Origin of the sequence: Bacteroides fragilis, assembly GCF_019583405.1 — a bacterium.
Classification (GTDB): domain Bacteria; phylum Bacteroidota; class Bacteroidia; order Bacteroidales; family Bacteroidaceae; genus Bacteroides; species Bacteroides fragilis_B.
The window spans coordinates 111,888-133,753 of the sequence record NZ_SZUU01000008.1 but is presented as its reverse complement, the minus strand read 5'-3'; the positions used below and the strand labels follow the sequence as shown (position 1 = coordinate 133,753).

Here is a 21,866-nt window from a genome sequence, read left to right as displayed (position 1 = left end):
TGAAATTAAATTAATTAACGGGAACGCCTCTAAGCAGTCCTTTCCACAACTACTATTCTCTATATTGCAGTCCATAAAAGCACATATTGTTTTCACCGATTTTATCACCTCCCGTATACGGCAACAAGATCAAAGAATCTGTAAAAGCCAAATCGGGATAGATAGATGCACCGGCAGGAATCACATACTCTGCACTATTCAAAAAATCAGGTGATATACACATGACGGAAAAGGGCTTTCCTCCCACTCCATGACCATCTAATGGTCCCTGCTGAATACGCCAGAACACATTATGATAGGCATCGTAACACAATGGGAAATAATAACCGGTTTTCAGACATCCGAAGCCGGGTTCCCCTTCGTTCATATCCGGTAAATGGAAAAAAGGATCTGTAAAGGTAGAAGGAAAATCATATTCTTTACTCTTTTTTGCAGACAGATCGTAAACATAAACTTTGAAAGACGCAGGGAAATTATAAATCAACCGGTCACCGTAGGGAAGCACGTTGACACAACCCAGTAATTGCATATCTCCCTCTTTCCTTATCACATCAGGACAATGTATCTCCACTTCATCCCGTATATTCCAATCGTCACACGAAACAATCAGCACTTTCTTCGGATATTCTCCCGTAGTATCTTTCTTATAAGAGTAGAGGGGTAAAGCCACTCTTCCATTCGCAGCATCAAATCCGAAGAAGCTATACACGCTAAAGTAAACAGTAAGATCGGGAACGGCTATTCCATACCCTTCTTCCTTAATCTGCGGAAAATCGTTGAGAAGTTTCTTAGACACCACTTTTCCATCCTGACCAACCCGATACAAACCACCGGTATTCAGTATGATAAACGAATCTTTATAATAGCCGATCCCTTTGGGGGCAAGTATCTGATCCGGACCATCCTTAGCCAGAGCTATTTGTTTTAATGGCCGGCGATCAGTCAGATTCAGAATGTCAATGGAATGGAGTTTTCCATTATAAACAATCAGACACTCTTTACCATCGATCCGGGCTGAAGTAGAATAGCAAAAAGTACCGGCATAGCTTTGTAAATAATCATCATTAACATCAAATGCAAAAGCTTCTATTCTCTGAAGTTCTGTTTTCACCTGCGTTTTTTTCTCTCCACAAGCAATAAGACCCAGAATCAGCATCAAGGTCCATACATTAACAAAAAAGGTGTTCTGTTTCATATTAGTCGTTTTAGTCGTTTTGCAACAAAGCTTTGGGTTCATGAGCAACATATCAATCCCCTAAGGCATCAAGTAAAAACATATATTCCGCTTCATTCTTCTGCTTGTTTATCAAAAAATAAGGCTTAAAATTATTTCTCCAAAAATAAGGATTGCATTTAATAAAAGCAAACTTTTCAGCGAGAATAATACATATATTTATTTACGAATCAATAAAATACGAACACATCGTAATTTAGCATTAGTAATCAGGCGGGTATTAAACAAATCATAGAGACGGTCACACACTCAATCGACAAAGCTCGACCAAAGAAATAGAGAAACGTAAGGAAACAGAGTGTTTCTATGACAAATAGTTGCAATATACCGTTTCCCGCTAACCGAACATTGGTAGAATCGGCAAGAAATAGAAATGAAAATGAATAAAAAAAGCAATGATATACAACAAAAGCGAATAAATCCAGAGAAATGGCATAATCATGCATGCAGGATATGAATAAACAGAATATGGTAAGTTAACTTCATGAAAGGAGTAAGTTAACTTCCTGTCGGTAGAAAACTAATTCTTTGCCAACAGGATGTTAACTTGCTAAAAACGGAGGATAAATCAGTGGCCAAATTCGAGAAGAAAGATGCTGGTTGCATACTGAAAAGAAAAAATCACCGATAGAAGAAAGACAGCAAATAGCAAACACAGGAGACAAGTAGACAGACGGATCAAGGAATATCATATCCAAACAGCCGCCAATCAGCAAAACAGCTACAATATAGACAAACGCAGAAGCCAAATGCAGCACGTTTTTTGCGCTGCATGAATCTTCATCCGAATTTATCCGGTTACAGACAGAGCTTACCGGACAAATTGTAAATTTGACAAAATGAAATTAACTCGTCATTTAGGAGGGAAATCGACTACAATAACGAATTTACTTCTGACCGGTATTTTCTTATCTGTCATTCCGGGTAAAAGTTTAGCCTGCCGGATCAGCCTTAAGGCTTCTTCATCCAACTCTTTCAGCCCACAAGTTCCCTCGCTCTTATTTTTCATAGCCCCGCTCTGAGGATCGAGATCCCATCCATAACTGATGCCTACACCCGTAATTGTTCCGTCTTTTTCTGCGATGCCACGCACAAGGACGCGCTTGCCCTTTTTCGGATCCCAATCTTTATATTTATTATGAGTACGGAAATAATTAATGGCATCAGGAAGTATAGCTGAATAAGGAGATACACTCCACACTGTATCCGCCTCCGATGCTACTTCGGACTGAACGGCAGTCTTTACCGGTTCCTCTTTTGCCGGTTGTTGTTCCTGCTCCGTTATTTTCTGAACCGGATTAGCAGAAAGTATCAGACTTTCTCCTTTTGACTTAAGTTTACCGACCAGAATATAGTTATTATCGTCAACGGAAATCGAATTCTTTAATTTTGTAAGTCGATCTGATTCTTCTTTAGAAAAACGTTCGGGTTTAGCAAGGACTTTTTCCAATTCATCAATCAAATCTCCCGGATCGAGATTCATCAGAAAACGTCCGTCCTGAAAACAGTCGTACGGATACTCGACCGGAATACCCCCAAGTTCATCAATCACCAATGTACAATAGGTCCCTTTCAGGCTATGCTTATCTATCAAAACATTCATTGGAGGCATACCCTGCCCATTAACAACCTCTGTTATGATGTTGACCCAATAATGTCCGGGAAACTCCGTATACGTATGCTTAGGAATATCCTGAGTCCCGAAATTGGCGGTAAAAACAGGAACCAAACGATTCTCTTTCGCATCATAGTGATACAAGGAATCTTGTACGGCAGACCAATTAAAGATGAAAAAGTCAAAAGAACCGGCATTCCGGTTGCTGCTCACTTCATTGCTGTAATCATCATAAGTATAATAAGGAGTCGAACTGATGGATTGCAACACATTTCCTTTGAGATCTTGTTGCCAAAGCACAAACTTATTTCCTAAATCCTGGAAAGGCAAGATGCCCATAGTCAATAGATTCTTTTTCGTATCTACCCGGAACACTCCTTTAGGAACTCTGGCCGGCAAAGGTATCGGAGGAAGTAAATTTCCATCCAAGTCAAAAACCAATAGTTGATTTGAAGTCCACGGAAGCATATAAATCCGATTATTCACTTCATCAATCTGAGCATCATAAATATTGGTATACTCACCGGGACCTTGCCCAATCCCGCCAATCTGACGCAGGAAAGTCCCATTCTTATCAAATAACTTACAAGGCATTAAATAACTTCCCAAAAGCATGTACCGGTCAGAAACCGCCATATATCCGGACTTGACTAATGCCGTATCCCGGGTTTCAAGCTTGATAATCTCCAGGTCGTCTACCAACTGGCTGAGCCGTATCTGCATGGTATCTTTTATCAACCCGATGTCCAACACCACTATACTGTCAGTACCGGCTTGTTTCCAGATCGCTACCAAGGGACAATCATCCAAAGATTTCTCATCTGATGTTTTTATTCCCGAACAAGAAGCATGCAAAAGAAGTACTCCGCAAAATAAAAGAGAATGAAGTGATTTCATAGTTTGTATATTAATAAATAAATCAATGGCAAAGGTAGAGAAAGAAAAAGGAAAAGAAGAAAAAGGAAGCGGACATTACAGTAGTCATTTCCCATTCTTTATCAACACTTTATATTATCAAACCTACAATACTGGCGGACATATCACCTGAAACTGCTTCTTTTTCGTTATTTTTGCCTGCACAAAAACAAATAGAATGATGGAACATCCACTTAATCAATTTAAATACTGTCCGAAATGCGGTTCTGCCGCTTTTGAGATTCACAACGAGAAGTCTAAACAATGTACCGATTGCGGGTTCGTTTATTATTTCAACCCGTCATCGGCTACAGTGGCACTGATCTTAAACGAAAAAGACGAGTTACTGGTATGCCGCCGTGCCAAAGAGCCGGCGAAAGGGACGCTGGACCTTCCGGGTGGCTTCATCGACATGAACGAAACGGGTGAAGAAGGAGTAAGCCGGGAAGTAGAAGAGGAGACCGGATTAAAAGTGAAAAAGGCAACCTACCTGTTTTCACTTCCGAACATTTATATCTATTCCGGGTTTCCTGTACATACGCTCGACATGTTTTTCCTTTGCCAAGTGGAAGATACAAGTCACTTTGAAGCAATGGATGATGTGGCGGACTCGTTTTTCGTCCCATTGCGCCAAATTAATCCCGAAGAGTTCGGACTGGGCTCTATCAAAAAAGGGTTAAAAAGATTCTTGAAAGAGAGGTAAAATACATAAAAACAAGTACTTTTGTCAAAACTCTGAATTATGAAAAAAAAGATATCACGATTGATATGTGCCGTGGCATGTTGTGTGCCTGTCGCCCTGCAGGCACAAACCAGCGAGAAAATAACGTCTCCCGTAAATCTGTATAAAGAAGGGAAAGAGCTGTTTCTGCAAAAGAACTATGCGGCCGCAATGCCTCCCCTGCGCACATTTGTCCGCCAGAAAGCGGACGTGAACCTGAAAGAAGAGGCTGAATACATGTTGGTATGCTCGGCGTATGAATTGAAAGACCGTAATGCCATCGCGCAACTGCGCAGCTATCTGGATACCTATCCGGATACTCCTCACGCAAACCGTATTTATGCACTGATTGCCTCTGCTTATTTTTATCAGGGCAACTATGATGAAGCTCTCGCCTTGTTCAACTCTTCCCGCCTTGATTTGCTGGGCAACGAGGAACGGGATGACATGACCTATCAGTTGGCTACCTGCTACTTGAAAGTCGGCAATGTCAAAGAGGCCGCCATCTGGTTCGAAACCCTGAAAGCAAGCAGTCCCAAGTATGCGAATGACTGCTCATACTATATCTCATACATCCGATACACGCAGAAACGGTATGATGAAGCACTGAAAGGCTTTCTCCCATTACAGGATAACGCTAAATACAAAGCCCTGGTACCCTATTACATTGCTGAAATCTATGCCATCAAGAAGAACTATGACAAGGCTCAGATCGTGGCCCAGAATTACCTGTCTGCCTATCCGCAAAACGAACACGCCGGTGAAATGTACCGGATTCTGGGAGATGCATATTATCATTTCGGAGATTATCACAAGGCGGTCACCTCTTTCCGAAATTATCTGGAAAAAGAAAATGCACCCCGAAGAGATGCACTCTATATGCTGGGGCTGTCTTATTTCCAGACCGGTGTTTTCTCTAAAGCTGCCGAAACACTTGGAGAAGTCACTACCGAAAACGACGCGTTGACACAGAATGCTTACTTGCACATGGGACTTGCCTATCTGCATCTGGCTGAAAAGAACAAAGCACGCATGGCATTCGAACAGGCTGCCGCTTCGAACGCAAATCCGAAAATCAAAGAACAAGCTGCCTACAATTATGCGTTATGTATCCACGAAACATCTTATTCGGCTTTCGGAGAATCGGTGACTGTCTTTGAAAAATTCCTCAATGAATTCCCCACCTCCGAATATGCCGAGATGGTAAGCAGCTATCTGGTAGAGGTATATATGAATACGCGGAGCTATGAAGCGGCACTGAAGTCAATCGACCGTATCGCCCATCCCGGCAAACGTATTCTGGAAGCCAAACAGCGCATCTTATTCCAACTGGGTACACAAGCGTTTGCCAATACGCAATTCGAACAGTCCATCGGCTACTTCGACCGCTCACTCGGGCTCGGACAATACAACCGGCAGACCAAAGCAGACGCCCTCTACTGGAGGGGCGAAGCATACTATCGGCTGAACCGGATGGAAGAAGCCAAACGTAACTTCACCGATTATCTGCAACTGACTCAACAGACCAATAACGAAATGTATGCCCTGGCACATTATAACTTAGGCTATATCGCATTTCATCAAAAAGATTATGTACAAGCACAAAACTGGTTCCGAAAATACATCAGCCTGGAGAAAGGAGAAAATAAAACGGCACTGGCCGATGCCTACAACCGCATCGGTGACTGCTACCTGGATGTGCGTAACTTCGATGAAGCCAAACACTATTATTCACAGGCAGAAGCAATGAATACTCCCTCGGGAGATTATTCATTTTACCAACTCGCACTGGTATCGGGACTGCAAAAAGACTATTCAGGTAAAATCACCTGGCTGAACCGTCTGGCAGGTAAATATCCCGCTTCACCCTATGCCATCAGTGCTCTGTACGAAAAAGGACGTTCTTATGTCCTGATGGATAATAACCAACAGGCCATCACCTCTTTCAAGGAGTTATTGGCCAAATACCCCGAAAGCCCCGTCAGCCGCAAGGCAGCAGCGGAAATCGGTTTGCTCTACTACCAGAATGAAGATTATAACCAGGCCATCGACGCTTATAAACAGGTAGTACAGAAATATCCGGGAAGCGACGAAGCCCGTCTGGCCATGCGCGACCTGAAGTCGATCTATGTAGACATGAACCGCATCGACGAATTTGCCGCACTGGCTTCGGCCATGCCGGGCAACATCCGCTTCGATGCCAGCGAACAGGATTCACTGACCTACATGGCAGCTGAGAAGATTTACATGCGCGGACGGGTGGAGCAGGCTAAAGAAAGCTTCGGAAAGTATCTGCAGACTTTCCCGGACGGAGCATTCGGACTGAATGCCCACTATTATCTCTGCCTGATAGGTAAGGAACAGAAAAATTATGATATGATTCTGGAACACTCGGGCAAGTTGCTTGAATATCCGGACAATCCGTTCTCGGAAGAAGCACTGATTATGCGTGCGGAAGTTCAGTTCAACAAAGTGCAGTTTGCCGATGCATTGGCAAGTTACAAAATGCTGAAAGAGAAAGCAACCACTGCCGAACGAAGATTGCTGGCTGAAACGGGTATGCTCCGTGCAGCTTATTTGCTGAAAGACGATACGGAAACCATCCATGCGGCAACGGCCTTGCTATCCGAAGCCAAACTGAGTCCTGAACTCAAGAATGAAGCTTTGTATTATCGGGCAAAGGCTTACCTGAACCAGAAAGGAGATAAGGCAGCCATGGCAGATTTAAAAGAGTTGGCAAAAGATACACGCAACCTGTATGGCGCGGAAGCAAAATTCCTGGTTGCACAAGAATTGTACAACACGCAGAATTATGCAGCCGCAGAGAAAGAGTTACTGAACTTCATCGACCAAAGTACACCACATGCCTACTGGCTGGCACGCGGGTTCATCCTCCTGTCGGATGTATATGTAGCTATGGATAAAAAGCTGGATGCCCGTCAGTACTTGCTGAGCCTGCAACAGAATTACCATGCTGATGATGATATCGAGAATATGATTGAGAGCAGACTGAACAACCTTAATAAGTAACAGAGTATGAAATATAACAATTATATCCTTTTAGGAATTGCTTTTACCGCGCTGCCTGTTTCGATACTGGCTCAGACGCAACCCAAAGATACGACTGTAAACCGCACCGTAGTGGTAGAGCAGCAATATAACCCGGACATAATGGATGCTTCCAAAGTAAATGTCCTACCTAAAGTAGAAGAGCCTACTGTCAGCAAAAAAGAGGTGGAATATGCCACATTTACTACGCCTGCCACTTCAATTCCGATGGGGACAATAGGAGCTTACACCGGCAAGGAAATACAACCGGGCTTCATTCCGGGATACGTCCGTCTGGGATACGGTAACTATGGCAATCTGGATATTTTGGCCAACTATCTGTTCCGGCTCTCGGATCAGGACAAACTGAACGTAAACTTCAAGATGGACGGAATGGACGGAAAGTTAGATATGCCTTTCGGTGATACCCGAAAATGGAACGCCTTCTATTACCGCACACGGGCAAACGTAGATTATGTTCACCAATTTGCAAAACTGGATTTGAACGTAGCCGGTAATTTCGGCCTGAGCAATTTCAATTACGAACCTTACGGATTCAAGAAGCAGAAGTTTACTTCCGGTGATGTGCACTTCGGAGTGAAATCGACTGACGAAACCCTACCGCTGCAATACCGGGCGGAAACCAACCTGATGTTATACGGACGCCAACAATGTCAGCTCTTCGGAGGAGTAAACGAAACGCTGATACGCACCTTGGCAACCGTAAGCGGTTCAATCAGCGACGAGCAGACAGTAGCTATCGGATTTGCCATGAACAATCTGATCTACGGGAACGAACTGAAAGAAAATAAAGACCGGATAAAGAATATTTTCAAGAGCCGTACAACGCTTGATCTGAATCCCTACTACGAATTGAATGATGACAGTTGGAGAGTACATGTCGGAGCCAACGTAGACCTCTCTTTCGGAAATGGAAAAGCAGTACGTGTCTCTCCGGACGTAAAAGCTCAATATGTGTTTTCCGACAGTTACGTACTATACGCCAAAGCAACCGGAGGCAGACAGTTGAATGATTTCCGCCGATTGGAGACTTACAATCCATACCTCAATCCGGGACAGGAAGTCAGAGACACTTATGAGCAACTGAATGCCGGATTAGGATTCAAAGCCAGTCCGACACCGGGCCTCTGGTTCGACATCTTCGGCGGATACCAGAATCTGAAAGATGATCTGTATCAATCGATAGATGCCTGGGATGGAGAAAGGGGAGCAAACTACATTGGTTTGGGACAGACCAATACGGATAACTTTTACGCAGGCATCAAAGCCAGCTACGAATACAAAGACCTATTCGCCCTCTCGGCAGGAGGAACCTATTATCACTGGAATACGGACAACAAAGGAACCGATTCGAAAGCGCTCAGTTACAATGAGGTATTGTTGATGAAACCGGAATTTGATTTCGGTATTCATGCAGAAGTTCATCCGATACCCGCACTTTGGCTAAACACAGGCTACCAATATACCCGCAGAGCCGAACGCTATACTGGATTTTACGGAAAAAGTATTCCTGCCGTCAGCAATCTGAGCTTGGGAGCTACATATAAAATTTTCAAGGGAATCTCGGCATATGTAAAGGCTGACAATTTGCTGAATAAGAAATATCAGTACTACTTGTATTATCCGGTTGAGGGAATCAATTTTGTAGGAGGACTAAGCTTCCAGTTTTAAAAGATTCTTATAAAAAAGGTCTTTTTTTGCAAAAAATATCAGATTCTCTCTATATTATAAGGTAAAGAAAACGTTTTTTTCTACTTTTGCGGGCAATTTATATGTTTTAATATCACAGATATGCAGAAAAACCTTGTCATTGTCGAATCTCCAGCAAAAGCAAAAACGATTGAAAAGTTTCTTGGGAAAGATTTTAAAGTTCTCTCAAGTTACGGACATATTCGCGACCTGAAGAAAAAAGAATTTTCTATCGATATAGAAAAGAATTTCAAACCCAAATATGAAATACCGGAAGAGAAACAAGAGCTGGTCGATAAACTGAAAGAGGAAGCAAGCAAAGCGGAAACCGTATGGCTCGCATCCGATGAGGACCGTGAGGGAGAAGCTATTTCATGGCACCTTTACGAGGTACTGAAACTGAAACCTGAAAATACGAAGCGTATCGTTTTTCACGAAATCACCAAAACAGCCATACTGAAAGCTATCGAACAGCCGCGCGACATTGACATAAACCTCGTGAATGCTCAGCAGGCCCGCCGCATCTTAGATCGCATCGTAGGTTTCGAACTTTCACCTGTGCTGTGGAAGAAAGTGAAACCGGCGCTCTCTGCAGGCCGGGTACAATCGGTAGCAGTACGACTGATTGTAGAACGCGAACGCGAGATACAGGCTTTCAAAAGCGAAGCCTCATACCGTGTCACTGCCGTTTTCCTGGTACCGGATGCCGATGGCAAGTTGGTAGAAATGAAAGCGGAACTGGCACGCCGCCTGAAGACAAAGAAGGAAGCCCAAAAGTTCCTCGAGTCATGCAAGGCTGCCACATTCTCTATTGAAGATATCGTAACCCGTCCGGTAAAGAAAAGTCCGGCGGCTCCCTTCACGACTTCTACCCTGCAACAGGAAGCAGCCCGCAAACTCGGATTCACTGTAGCACAGACCATGATGGTTGCCCAGAAACTTTATGAATCGGGATTAATCACTTATATGCGTACCGACTCGGTGAATCTGTCTGAATATGCCACAGAAGGAAGCAAAGTTGCCATCGCACAGATGATGGGTGACCAATATGTGCATCCACGCCATTTCGCCACGAAGACTAAAGGAGCTCAGGAAGCGCACGAAGCTATCCGTCCGACTTACATGGAAAACCAGACCGTCGAAGGATCGGCTCAGGAAAGAAAACTATACGACCTGATCTGGAAGCGTACCATAGCCTCACAAATGGCAGACGCTGAATTGGAAAAAACAACGGCAACCATTGGTATCAGCAATGGTAACGATAAATTTACCGCTACCGGAGAAGTGATCAAATTCGATGGTTTTCTGCGCGTATACAAAGAATCGTATGATGACGATAACGAGCAAGAAGACGAAAGCCACCTGCTTCCACCGCTGAAGAAAGGGCAAATGCTGGAACATCAGGGAATCGTAGCTACCGAACGTTTCACACAACGCCCGTCACGCTATACCGAAGCCAGCCTGGTACGCAAGTTAGAGGAACTGGGAATCGGACGTCCGTCAACCTATGCACCGACCATCTCTACCATCCAGCAACGCGAATATGTGGAGAAGGGAGATAAACCGGGAGAAGAGCGCTCATTCGATATACTGACCTTAAAAGATAATCAGATTACAGATATCAAACATACGGAAATTGTCGGAGCAGAAAAATCAAAACTATTGCCAACGGACATCGGCACCGTAGTCAATGACTTCCTGACCGAATACTTCCCCAACATCCTGGATTATAACTTCACAGCTAACGTAGAAAAACAATTCGACGAAATAGCTGAAGGCGATAAGAAATGGACAAGTATTATGAAAGATTTCTATAAGGACTTTCATCCTTCAGTAGAAACGACACTGGCCACCAAGACCGAGCACAAAGTAGGCGAACGGATTTTGGGGGAGGAACCTAAAACCGGAAAGCCTGTATCGGTGAAAATCGGACGTTTCGGTCCGGTCGTACAGATCGGCACGGCCGATGACACAGACAAACCACGCTTTGCACAGATGAAGAAAGGACAGTCTATGGAAACTATCACGCTGGAAGAAGCATTGGATTTATTCAAACTGCCGCGCAAAGTCGGAGAATTCGAAGATAAAACCGTAACGATCGGTACCGGACGCTTCGGACCTTATGTATATCATAATTCTAAATACGTGTCTTTGCCCAAAACTTACGATCCGCTGGAAGTCACACTGGACGAAGCCGTCGAACTAATTCTGGCTAAACGTGAAGCGGAAGCGAAAAAGCATATCAAGAAGTTTGATGAAGATGCAGAAATGGAAATCCTTAATGGCAGATATGGACCCTATATCACTTATAAAGGAAGTAATTACAAAATTCCCAAAGACGTAGTACCGGTCGACCTGAATTATCAGACTTGTCTGGAAATCATAAAACTGCAAAGCGAAAAGGCAGAAAGCGCCCCGAAACGCGGACGTTATGCCAAGAAAAAATAGCCGTAATCAAGGCTTCCCGATTAAAAAGCACGGATGATACAGAATCTGCCAACTTCCCCGAGAAGTGTGCGGCATCTGTATCATTTGTGCTTTTTTTTTATTTTTCCGGCTATTATTCAGCAAGTTATCACTTTTATTGCATATCTTTGCCGGACAAACAAAACAAACAATCTATGAAGAAAGTCATTTTAGCAGTTGCCTCTATTGCATTGTGGGCTTCCTGCATCGAAGATGAGAAAGATTATTCTCAGATTATTGAAACACGCGTGGCAAACTGCGAAACCTCCCAAGATTTCAACGTGCCTATCAAAGAAGGGCATACGACCTTTGTGACTTACGGAGAAGACACTATAGCCGTAGCCAATGAACCCATCACCATCCGTATACCTAAAAATACGGCAGTTTCGACCCGTGCGGGAGATGGTATCAACATTAGTTATGATGTTCTAAAAGAAGGTGCCGAGACCACTTACGCCAAGACCTGGCAGGCAGTCATGTTTGAAGATACGCAAAACGGTGATTATGATTATAATGACTTGATTATCCATGTACAGAATATCGCCAGTAATCACGCTTATCAGCATCCTGAGGAAACCTGGCAAACAATAAAGATCCAGCCGATCGCATTAGGAAGTATCAAAACGATCAAACTGGGTTGTATCCTATCCGACGGCTCAACACACATTATCAGCAATGATGTCAGAGCCGATTTATTCGGAAGCAAACAGGGATTCATCAATACGGTCAATGACAATGACCCGATACGTTACAAACTGGCTTCAACCGATATAGTAAACTATGCCATGCCCAAAAAAGAAAAGGCCTCAGCATGGGTAGCCTGGTTTATCGAAGTAGACGGAAAACGGATGTACGCTGCCAGTTCAGATATCGACTACAAAGCTTATGACATGGTAAATAAAGAAAATATGCCTTACGGCCTTGCCGTAGCAAGTGGTAACGGTACGTTCAGTTATCCGCAGGAAAAGAACAGTCTTTTTGAGACTTACCCCGGCTTTAGTGACTGGATAAACGGAAAAGCAAGTTCCATCGGCAGCTTCCAAAAGGAACTCGTTTACAAATATTGTTCCGGTGGCATCATAAGCGAAGATGGCAAGTCACATAAAATCTGGGACTATCAGGATCTGCAATAATTTCTTCGGAACTTATGAGGCAAAAACGACTACGGGACTCCTTTAGCAATTGTTCTGACTAAAGAAATCCCGTAGTTTATATTTTTATTCAATTCAAAGAATATCTTACATTCTGTCCGGTACTTCAATGCCCAGCAATCCCATTCCCAAACGAACAACCTTGGCAATATTGGCAGACAGAGCGACACGGAACAGTTTCACGTCTTCATTCTCTTCACGCAGGATGCTGAAGTCATGATAGAACTGATTGTATTCTTTCACCAAATCGTAAACGTAGTTGGCGATACCTGACGGACTATAGTCTTCACCGGCCTGACGCACTACTGCGGCAAAGTCGGCAACCATCTGAATCAATCCCTCCTCTTTCTCACTCAGTTCGATATTGGCCGGAAGCACTTGCGGAATCACAATGCCTGCTTCGGCTGCTTTACGCAGAACGGACTGGATACGTGCATAAGTATACTGGATAAAAGGACCTGTATTACCGTTAAAGTCAATAGATTCCTTCGGGTTGAAGGTCATGTTCTTACGGGCATCCACTTTAAGGATAAAGTATTTCAGTGCTCCCAGTCCGACGATACGTGCAATGTCGTCTGCCTCTTCCTGTGTCAGCCCGTCCAACTTGCCCAATTCCTGAGAAGTTTCCTTGGCTGTCGCAATCATTTCCGCCATCAGGTCGTCAGCATCTACCACCGTACCCTCACGCGACTTCATCTTGCCTTCAGGCAGTTCCACCATACCATAAGAGAAATGTACCAGGCTCTTGCCCCACTCAAATCCGAGCTTATCAAGCAAGATGGACAATACCTGGAAGTGATAGTTCTGTTCGTTTCCTACCACATAAATCATCTTATTAATAGGATAGTCGGCAAAACGCAACTTGGCCGTACCAATGTCCTGAGTCATGTATACCGAGGTTCCGTCTCCACGAAGCAGCAGTTTATGATCCAATCCTTCCGCCGTCAGGTCAGCCCAGACCGAGCCATCTTCTTTCTTAAAAAAGAAACCCTTTTCAAGACCTTCCATCACTTTCTCTTTGCCTTCCAGGTATGTATTGGATTCATAATAGATTTTATCGAAGCCCACTCCCATTTTACGGTAGGTTTCATCAAAGCCTTCGTATACCCAGTTATTCATCATCTGCCAGAGTGCGCGCACTTCAGGATCACCCGCCTCCCATTTCACCAACATCTCACGCGCTTCATTCATCAGCGGAGAGGCTGCCTCGGCTTCTTCCTTGGTCATACCTTTCTCCATCAACTCCGCTACCTCAGCTTTATAGTGCTTGTCGAAAGCGACGTAATAATCGCCTACCAGATGGTCGCCTTTTTTACCCGACGACTCGGGTGTTTCACCATCGCCATACTTCTGCCATGCCAGCATCGACTTGCAGATATGGATACCACGGTCGTTGACGATATTGGTTTTGACTACCTTATTTCCGTTCGCCATGACGATATTGGCCAGTGCATTACCCAACAGGTTATTGCGCACATGGCCCAGATGAAGAGGTTTATTGGTATTGGGTGACGAATATTCAATCATTACCAGCGGAGCATTTTCATCCGCTGAGACAATGCCGTATTGTGCATCGGCATGAATCTCATTCAAGAGCTCGATCCAGGTAGCCGACGCGATGGTCAGATTCAGGAAGCCTTTGATCACATTGAAAGCTGCTACAGCCGGTTCATTGGCTTTCAGATACTCACCGATTTCCTGTGCGGTTTGCTCCGGGCCCTTCTTCGACATTCTCAGGAAAGGGAATACCACAAGGGTGAGGTGTCCTTCAAACTCTTTCTTTGTCTTTTGCAACTGCACTTGTGCGGCAGGCACATCCTGTCCGTAAAGCACTTTGAGTCCGCTGATTACGGACGCCACAAGTTTATCTTCTATCTTCATATCCAAGTTATTATTCTGCGCGCAAAGATACAAAAAAAGGAGACGCGTCAGTGTCTCCTCTCTTAATTTCTTTTCAACTATAAATGCTTATTTTATAGCTTCTGTCAGCTCAGCACCCGGTTTAAATTTAGCAACTTTCTTTGCGGGAATGGTGATCGCTTGCTTAGTAGAAGGGTTGATACCAGCTCTTTCGGCTCTTTCAGCTACAGAGAATGTACCGAAACCAACCAAAGAGATTTTGTCACCAGCTGACAAAGCTTTTGTTACCGAAGAAAAGAAAGCGTCGAGTGCTTTCTTAGAATCCACTTTACTTAAACCGGATTCTGCTGCCATTGCGTTAATAAGTTCAGCCTTATTCATAATACGTAAATGATTAATTAATATATGTTACACAAAAGATATCCTTAAAATCCTCACAAATATAGAGTAACAAAACAACATATCAAATAAAAACATCAAAAAAACACATCAATTTGTTGAAAAAGAACTAATAGTAGATTATTTTTCTGCTGTAGAACAGAATTTATTCGTATTTTTGCGTTCATTATCATGTGCCAAGGAGCTAATGCACACATTATCACATTAATTACATTAACAAATTAAAAGAATGCCAACTGTAACAAAAAACCTGATAATTATCAATGTCCTCCTATTCCTCGGTCAACTTGTAGCACAAAGCTACGGGATTGACTTATCCGATTATCTGGGTCTCCACTTTTTCCTCGCCGACAACTTCAATCCGGTACAGTTATTCACTTATATGTTTATGCACGGAGGATTCAGCCATATCTTTTTCAACATGTTCGCGGTATGGATGTTCGGTCGGATTCTTGAACAAGTATGGGGACCGAAGCGTTTTTTATTCTATTATATCCTCTGCGGCGTGGGCGCAGGTTTACTTCAGGAGGTGGTGCAATACATACAGTACGCGACCGAACTGTCACAATACACCAGTGTAAACATCGGTACGGGCATTATCCCCATGAGTGAATACCTGAACATGATGACTACAGTGGGAGCTTCGGGATCCGTATATGCCATCTTGCTGGCTTTCGGAATGTTGTTCCCCAACCAGCAGTTGTTCATCTTCCCGTTGCCCTTCCCCATCAAGGCAAAGTTCTTCGTTATCGGATATGCCCTGATAGAGTTGTACGCAGGCTTTGCCAACAATCCGGGTGATAACGTGGCACACTTTGCACACCTCGGAGGAATGATATTCGGATTTATCCTGATTATGTACTGGAGAAAAAAGAACAGAAACAATGGGACATATTATAACTGACCTGAAAGAAGCGTTTCGTAGGGGGAACGTCTATATTCAACTGATATTCATCAACGTCGGAGTGTTTGTTGTTACCACGCTGATCAGTATCCTGTTGCAGTTGTTCAACCGGAGTGCAACAGGAATCTTTGAATTATTAGCTTTGCCGGCATCCTTCACACGGTTTGTGTGGCAGCCATGGTCCATCTTTACTTATATGTTTATGCATGCAGGATTCCTGCACATCCTGTTCAACATGCTCTGGCTTTACTGGTTCGGTTCGCTGTTCCTCTATTTCTTTTCGGGCAAACACCTGAGAGGCCTTTATATTGTAGGTGGAATCTGCGGCGGGCTGCTTTATATGATCTCTTATAATGTTTTCCCGTATTTTCGTCCAATGACCGCCTACTCCACCATGGTAGGTGCATCGGCTTCGGTACTGGCCATCGTAGTGGCAACAGCCTATCGGGAGCCCAATTATCCCGTACGCCTTCTCTTTTTCGGCAATGTGCGTCTGAAGTATCTGGCCCTGATCGTTGTGCTGACCGATTTATTTTTTATCACCTCAAGCAATGCAGGCGGACACATCGCCCACTTAGGCGGAGCCCTGGCAGGACTCTGGTTTGCGGCCAGCTTGAAGAAAGGAAAGGACATCACTTCGTGGGTTAACAAAGCGCTCGACGGAATCGCCGCTCTGTTCAGTGCCAAGACCTGGAAACGGAAGCCCAAAATGAAGGTGCATTACGGAACCAAGACCCGTCAGGACGATTACGACTACAATGCCCGTAAAAAGGCACAGTCGGACGAAATAGACCGCATTCTCGACAAACTGAAGAAATCGGGTTACGAGAGCCTGACTACGGAAGAAAAAAAGAGCTTGTTCGACGCAAGCAAAAGATAACGTATGAAGCATATAGGCAGATTAGCCCTATTTCTGTTCCTGGCCGTCAACGCATTCTTTATCGGAATGTTGCTGCTGACAGCTTACAGTCCGTACATCAACCCTGAAGTACACCCGGTGCAGTCGTGTCTGGGACTGACATTCCCCATCTTTCTCGTCATCAACTTCTGCTTTCTGGTCTTTTGGCTTATCGTGCGCTACCGTCTCGCGTTGGTACCTCTTTTAGGATTCCTGCTTTGTTATCCGCAGATCAGGACGTATATGCCCATCAACATGGGGCCGTCCGGACAACCGGAGAACAGCATTAAACTCCTTTCGTACAACATCATGTCCTTCGGCAACATGAAGAAAGAGAATGGACAGAACCCTATTCTGAACTATATAAAAAACAGCAAAGCCGACATTGTCTGCATGCAGGAGTATGCGGGTTCCGAAACAGCCAAGATACACCTCAACAATAAGGAGATCAGGCAAGCCTTAAAAGACTACCCGCATCGTCACATCAAACAGGTGGGAAAGACGGGAGCCGGCAGCCAGATAGCCTGTTACTCCAAGTTCCCTATTCTTTCCGCCCGTATGCTCGACTATCAGAGCAACTACAACGGCAGCATGGTTTATGATATAAAAATAGGAAAAGACACCGTCTTGCTGATAAACAATCATCTTGAATCGAACAAGCTTACCCGCGAAGATAAAGTAGTATACGAAGACATGCTGAAAGACCCGAAAGCCGGAAAAGTGAAAAGCGGTATCCGGCAACTCGTCAATAAACTGGCTGAAGCTTCGGCTATCCGCTCGGCACAGGCACGCGCCATTGCTCAGGAAATAGCCCGTTCGCCCTACCCCTCGGTCATCGTTTGCGGCGACTTCAACGACTCTCCCATATCGTATGCCCACCGGGTTATTTCGCAAGATCTGGATGACGCATTCACCGAATCGGGACGGGGACTGGGTATCTCGTACAACCAGAATAAATTCTACTTCCGGATCGACAATATCCTGATCAGCAAGAATCTGAAAGCATCGGGATGTACGGTAGACAATTCGATCAAAGACTCGGACCATTATCCTATCTGGTGCTACATCACGCTCCCCGATTAATCGTAGGAAACAGCTCGTTCCGACAGCATCCACACAGCCCTGTACGCATCAGCACTGCCTCTGGGACACAACAAGCGGAATATGCGCTTTTGTTTCCCAGCAATCCGATTCAGTAACAAAAAGACAGAAAAAAGCGCCATTCGCTAACCATACCCGGTGAAAAAAGTCTCAAACCAGGAGCCGGACAGAAGAAAAAACGGTGAATTGGAACCGGAAAGCCGGGGTTTACGTCGACATGAGCCGGGATTTAGAGCAAAAAGACCCTTTCTTTTCGGGAAAAGAAGTAAGCATTTACCCCAAAAGAAGTAAGCATTTTCGGAAAATGCTTACTTCTTTTCCCCCACATCTCTATATGTTATTCAAATTACATCTATTGTCCCGAAAAATAACACTTATCCGGACCTTATAATCTTCTAACTGCCTTCTCTCAACAGTCCTTATCGGAGCATCAAAAAGACAGATTATCCTCCCCGGAAGACGTATCGGAAACATTTACGTCCACACAGCTTTCTTTCTGAAAGGAAATGAAAGGTAAAACCGGAAATACGATAAACTCCGGAACGAAATAGAGCCGTTTTTCCGGAGCAACCCGTGCCAAGAGCCGAAAAAATGAAATCTGAGAGCCTTCATTTGACATATTGCCAAAATGACAAACGATACTTCCGCCAATATCCGCCAAAGCATCTCAAAAATCCCCTTCACATTCAAATATTTGCCTCCTAATTACTTCTGAATGTGAAAAAAAAACTATATTTGCAGCCTTGTATGCGACAGAAATCAATTAAAATGTAATCATAATAAATTAAAAGTAAAATGCAAAACAAAGGATTTGTAAAGGTTTTTGCGGTATTACTCACGCTGGTATGCGTGTTCTACCTCTCTTTCTCCTTCGTGACTCGCCATTATACCAATAAGGCAAAAGAGTTTGCGAAAGGCGATGTGAAAGTAGAGCAGGACTACCTCGACTCTCTCTCCAACGAGAAAGTATGGTTGGGTAACTATACGCTGAAACAGTGTCGTGAAATGGAAATCAGTTTAGGTCTGGACCTTAAGGGAGGTATGAACGTTATCCTCGAAGTGTCTGTACCCGATGTTATCAAAGCATTGGCTGACAACAAGCCCGACGAAGCTTTCAACAAAGCACTGGCCGAAGCTGCCAAACAAGCTACTACCAGCCAGGACGACGTGATCACGCTTTTTATTAAAGAGTATCACAAGACTGCCCCGGGTGCCAAGCTTTCTGAACTCTTCGCAACACAACAGCTCAAAGACAAAGTAAACCAGAAATCATCTGACGCCGAAGTTGAGAAGGTGTTGAGAGAAGAAGTAAAAGCTGCCGTAACCAACTCCTACAACGTGCTTCGTACACGTATCGACCGCTTTGGTGTGGTTCAGCCCAACATCCAGAGCCTCGAGGACAAAATGGGACGTATCATGGTGGAACTTCCGGGTATCAAAGAACCCGAACGTGTAAGAAAGTTGCTCCAGGGATCGGCCAATCTCGAATTCTGGGAAACATACAACGCCAAGGAAGTGGCTCCTTACTTGCAGGCTGCCGACTCTAAGCTCCGCGCAGTCCTGGCACACGAAACTACCGCCAACGATACAGTTGCCGCTATAGATTCAACCGCCTTGGCTGCAACAGAAGCTACTCCCGATAAAACAATCAGCGCTGCCGACAGCCTTGCTGCCGCACTGAAAGGCGGAGAAAAGAAACAGCAGGCTTCTTCTGCCGATCTGGAACAACTGAAGAAAGAGCATCCGCTACTGGCTATCCTGAGTGTAAATCCGAACGGAGGCCCTGTGGTAGGTTATGCAAACTACAAAGATACAGCGACTGTCAATTCATACCTCGCTATGAAAGAAGTGGCTGCCGAGTTGCCGAAAGATCTTCGCCTGAAATGGGGCGTTTCTCCGTTTGAATACGATCCGAAAGGACAGACTTTTGAATTGTATGCTATCAAATCGACCGAACGTAATGGCAAAGCGCCGCTGGAAGGTGACGTTGTAACCGATGCCAAAGACGACTACGACCAATATGGCAAACCGTCTGTAAGCATGTCGATGAACTCTGACGGCGCACGCCGTTGGGCATTGCTGACCAAACAGAACATCAATAAGTCCATCGCCATCGTATTGGATAATTATGTATATTCTGCTCCGAACGTAAGTAACGAGATTACAGGTGGTAACTCACAGATCACCGGCCACTTTACTCCGGAACAGGCAAAGGACTTGGCTAACGTATTGAAGTCCGGTAAGATGCCGGCTCCTGCACACATCGTTCAGGAAGACATCGTCGGTCCGTCATTAGGTCAGGAATCCATTAACGCAGGTATCTTCTCATTCGTTGTCGCTCTGATCCTGCTGATGATCTATATGTGCTCTATGTACGGATTCATCCCGGGTATGATTGCCAACGGCGCTTTGGTACTGAACTTCTTCTTCACACTGGGTATCCTTTCATCTTTCCAGGCTGCGCTGACCATGTCAGGTATTGCCGGTATGGTGTTGTCACTCGGTATGGCGGTGGATGCGAACGTGTTGATCTACGAACGTACCAAAGAAGAGCTTCGTAGCGGTAAGGGCGTGAAGAAAGCATTGGCGGATGGTTATTCAAATGCCTTCTCTGCTATCTTCGACTCCAACTTGACTTCTATCATCACCGGTATCATCCTGTTCTACTTCGGTACAGGTCCGATCCGTGGTTTCGCCACAACTCTGATCATCGGTATCCTCTGTTCATTCTTCACAGCCGTGTTCATGACCCGTCTGGTTTACGAACACTTCATGAACAAAGACAAACTGCTGAATCTGACATTTACTTCACCTATCTCTAAGAAGATGCTGGTAAATACCCACTTCGACTTTATGGGTGGCAACAAGAAATGGCTGACTATCACAGGTGTGATCCTGCTGATCTGCATCGGTTCATTGGTAACCCGCGGTTTGAGCCAAAGTATCGACTTCACCGGTGGACGTAACTTCAAGGTTCAATTCGAAAATCCGATAGAACCGGAACAGGTACGTGAGCTGATCTCTAACAAGTTCGGTGATGCCAACGTAAGTGTTATCTCTATCGGTACCGACAAGAAGACTGTACGTATCAGTACCAACTACCGCATTCAGGACGAAGGTAACAATGTGGACTCGGAAATCGAATCTTACCTGTACGAAGCATTGAAGCCCATGCTGACTCAGAACATCACCCTGGCTACATTCATCGACCGTGACAACCACACAGGCGGCAGTATTATCAGTTCACAGAAAGTGGGCCCGAGTATCGCCGACGATATCAAGACAGCTGCTATCTGGTCGGTTGTATTTGCCCTGATCGCCATCGGTTTGTACATCCTGCTCCGTTTCCGCAACATCGCTTACAGTGTGGGTTCGGTAGCGGCTCTGACCAGCGATACGCTGATGATCATGGGTGCATACTCTCTGTGCTGGGGTTGGATGCCGTTCTCTCTGGAAATCGACCAGACTTTCATCGGCGCTATCCTGACTGCCATCGGTTACTCAATCAACGATAAGGTGGTGATCTTCGACCGTGTACGTGAGTTCTTCAGTCTGTATCCGAAACGCAATGTGAAACAGTTGTTCGATGACTCTCTGAACACAACTCTGGCACGTACCATCAATACATCATTGAGTACGTTGATCGTATTGCTGTGTATCTTCATCCTGGGTGGTGATTCTATCCGTAGCTTCGCCTTCGCAATGATTCTGGGTGTTGTTATCGGTACACTGTCATCACTGTTCGTAGCTTCTCCAATTGCTTATATGATGCTGAAAAACAAAAAAGGTTCGGCACCGGCAACTACTACAGAAGAATAAAGCCTAATATATTATAAGGTATAAA

14 protein-coding genes are annotated in these 21,866 nt (G+C 44.6%); 10 read left to right on the top strand and 4 right to left on the bottom strand.

Annotated elements, in window-relative coordinates:
* Window positions 1–52 precede the first annotated feature (52 nt).
* A complete protein-coding gene (locus FDF36_RS16470) occupies window positions 53–1,195 on the bottom strand; it encodes a DUF4221 family protein (RefSeq protein WP_193683325.1) in 1,143 nt (380 codons plus the stop codon).
* A gap of 892 nt (window positions 1,196–2,087) precedes the next feature.
* Complete coding sequence (locus FDF36_RS16465) at window positions 2,088–3,746, bottom strand: 6-bladed beta-propeller (protein WP_220392084.1); 1,659 nt, start codon at window positions 3,744–3,746, stop codon at window positions 2,088–2,090.
* A gap of 25 nt (window positions 3,747–3,771) precedes the next feature.
* Between FDF36_RS16465 and FDF36_RS21340 the strand changes: the two genes are divergently transcribed.
* The 6 genes from FDF36_RS21340 (at window position 3,772) to FDF36_RS16440 (ending at window position 12,842) form a co-directional block, all read left to right on the top strand.
* Complete coding sequence (locus tag FDF36_RS21340; protein ID WP_005791201.1) at window positions 3,772–3,897, top strand: hypothetical protein; 126 nt, start codon at window positions 3,772–3,774, stop codon at window positions 3,895–3,897.
* A gap of 48 nt (window positions 3,898–3,945) precedes the next feature.
* Complete coding sequence (locus FDF36_RS16460) at window positions 3,946–4,467, top strand: NUDIX domain-containing protein (protein WP_181999679.1); 522 nt, start codon at window positions 3,946–3,948, stop codon at window positions 4,465–4,467.
* A gap of 39 nt (window positions 4,468–4,506) precedes the next feature.
* The gene (locus tag FDF36_RS16455; RefSeq protein ID WP_193683328.1) at window positions 4,507–7,515 is read left to right on the top strand and encodes a tetratricopeptide repeat protein; all 3,009 of its coding nucleotides are present in this window, start codon (window positions 4,507–4,509) and stop codon (window positions 7,513–7,515) included.
* Window positions 7,516–7,521: 6 nt separating this feature from the next.
* The gene (locus FDF36_RS16450; RefSeq protein WP_220392083.1) at window positions 7,522–9,225 is read left to right on the top strand and encodes a TonB-dependent receptor; all 1,704 of its coding nucleotides are present in this window, start codon (window positions 7,522–7,524) and stop codon (window positions 9,223–9,225) included.
* Window positions 9,226–9,345: 120 nt separating this feature from the next.
* Window positions 9,346–11,691 (top strand): type I DNA topoisomerase, encoded by a 2,346-nt coding sequence (topA, locus tag FDF36_RS16445; RefSeq protein WP_220392082.1) that lies wholly within the window; start codon window positions 9,346–9,348, stop codon window positions 11,689–11,691.
* Window positions 11,692–11,864: 173 nt separating this feature from the next.
* The gene (locus FDF36_RS16440) at window positions 11,865–12,842 is read left to right on the top strand and encodes a DUF4842 domain-containing protein (protein WP_220392081.1); all 978 of its coding nucleotides are present in this window, start codon (window positions 11,865–11,867) and stop codon (window positions 12,840–12,842) included.
* Between the two features lie 105 nt (window positions 12,843–12,947).
* On the opposite strand, the gene argS is transcribed toward FDF36_RS16440, so the two are convergent.
* Window positions 12,948–14,741: an arginine--tRNA ligase gene (argS, locus tag FDF36_RS16435; RefSeq protein ID WP_220392080.1), complete on the bottom strand. Its 1,794-nt coding sequence runs from the start codon at window positions 14,739–14,741 to the stop codon at window positions 12,948–12,950.
* 87 nt (window positions 14,742–14,828) lie between these two features.
* Window positions 14,829–15,101, bottom strand: coding sequence for an HU family DNA-binding protein (locus tag FDF36_RS16430; protein WP_220392079.1), 273 nt, complete (start codon window positions 15,099–15,101; stop codon window positions 14,829–14,831).
* A 247-nt stretch (window positions 15,102–15,348) separates the two neighbouring features.
* Here FDF36_RS16430 and FDF36_RS16425 point away from each other — a divergent pair, with 247 nt between their 5' ends.
* The 4 genes from FDF36_RS16425 (at window position 15,349) to secDF (ending at window position 21,841) form a co-directional block, all read left to right on the top strand.
* The gene (locus tag FDF36_RS16425) at window positions 15,349–16,023 is read left to right on the top strand and encodes a rhomboid family intramembrane serine protease (protein WP_220392078.1); all 675 of its coding nucleotides are present in this window, start codon (window positions 15,349–15,351) and stop codon (window positions 16,021–16,023) included.
* Window positions 16,004–16,903, top strand: a complete 900-nt coding sequence (locus tag FDF36_RS16420; RefSeq protein WP_220392077.1) for a rhomboid family protein — start codon at window positions 16,004–16,006, stop codon at window positions 16,901–16,903. The genes FDF36_RS16425 and FDF36_RS16420 overlap by 20 nt, the downstream gene beginning before the upstream one ends.
* A gap of 3 nt (window positions 16,904–16,906) precedes the next feature.
* On the top strand, window positions 16,907–18,004 hold the full coding sequence (locus tag FDF36_RS16415) for an endonuclease/exonuclease/phosphatase family protein (protein ID WP_220392076.1): 1,098 nt from the start codon (window positions 16,907–16,909) through the stop codon (window positions 18,002–18,004).
* 813 nt (window positions 18,005–18,817) lie between these two features.
* Entirely contained in the window at window positions 18,818–21,841 is a 3,024-nt protein-coding gene (secDF, locus tag FDF36_RS16410; protein ID WP_220392075.1) for a protein translocase subunit SecDF, read from the top strand.
* Window positions 21,842–21,866 lie beyond the last annotated feature (25 nt).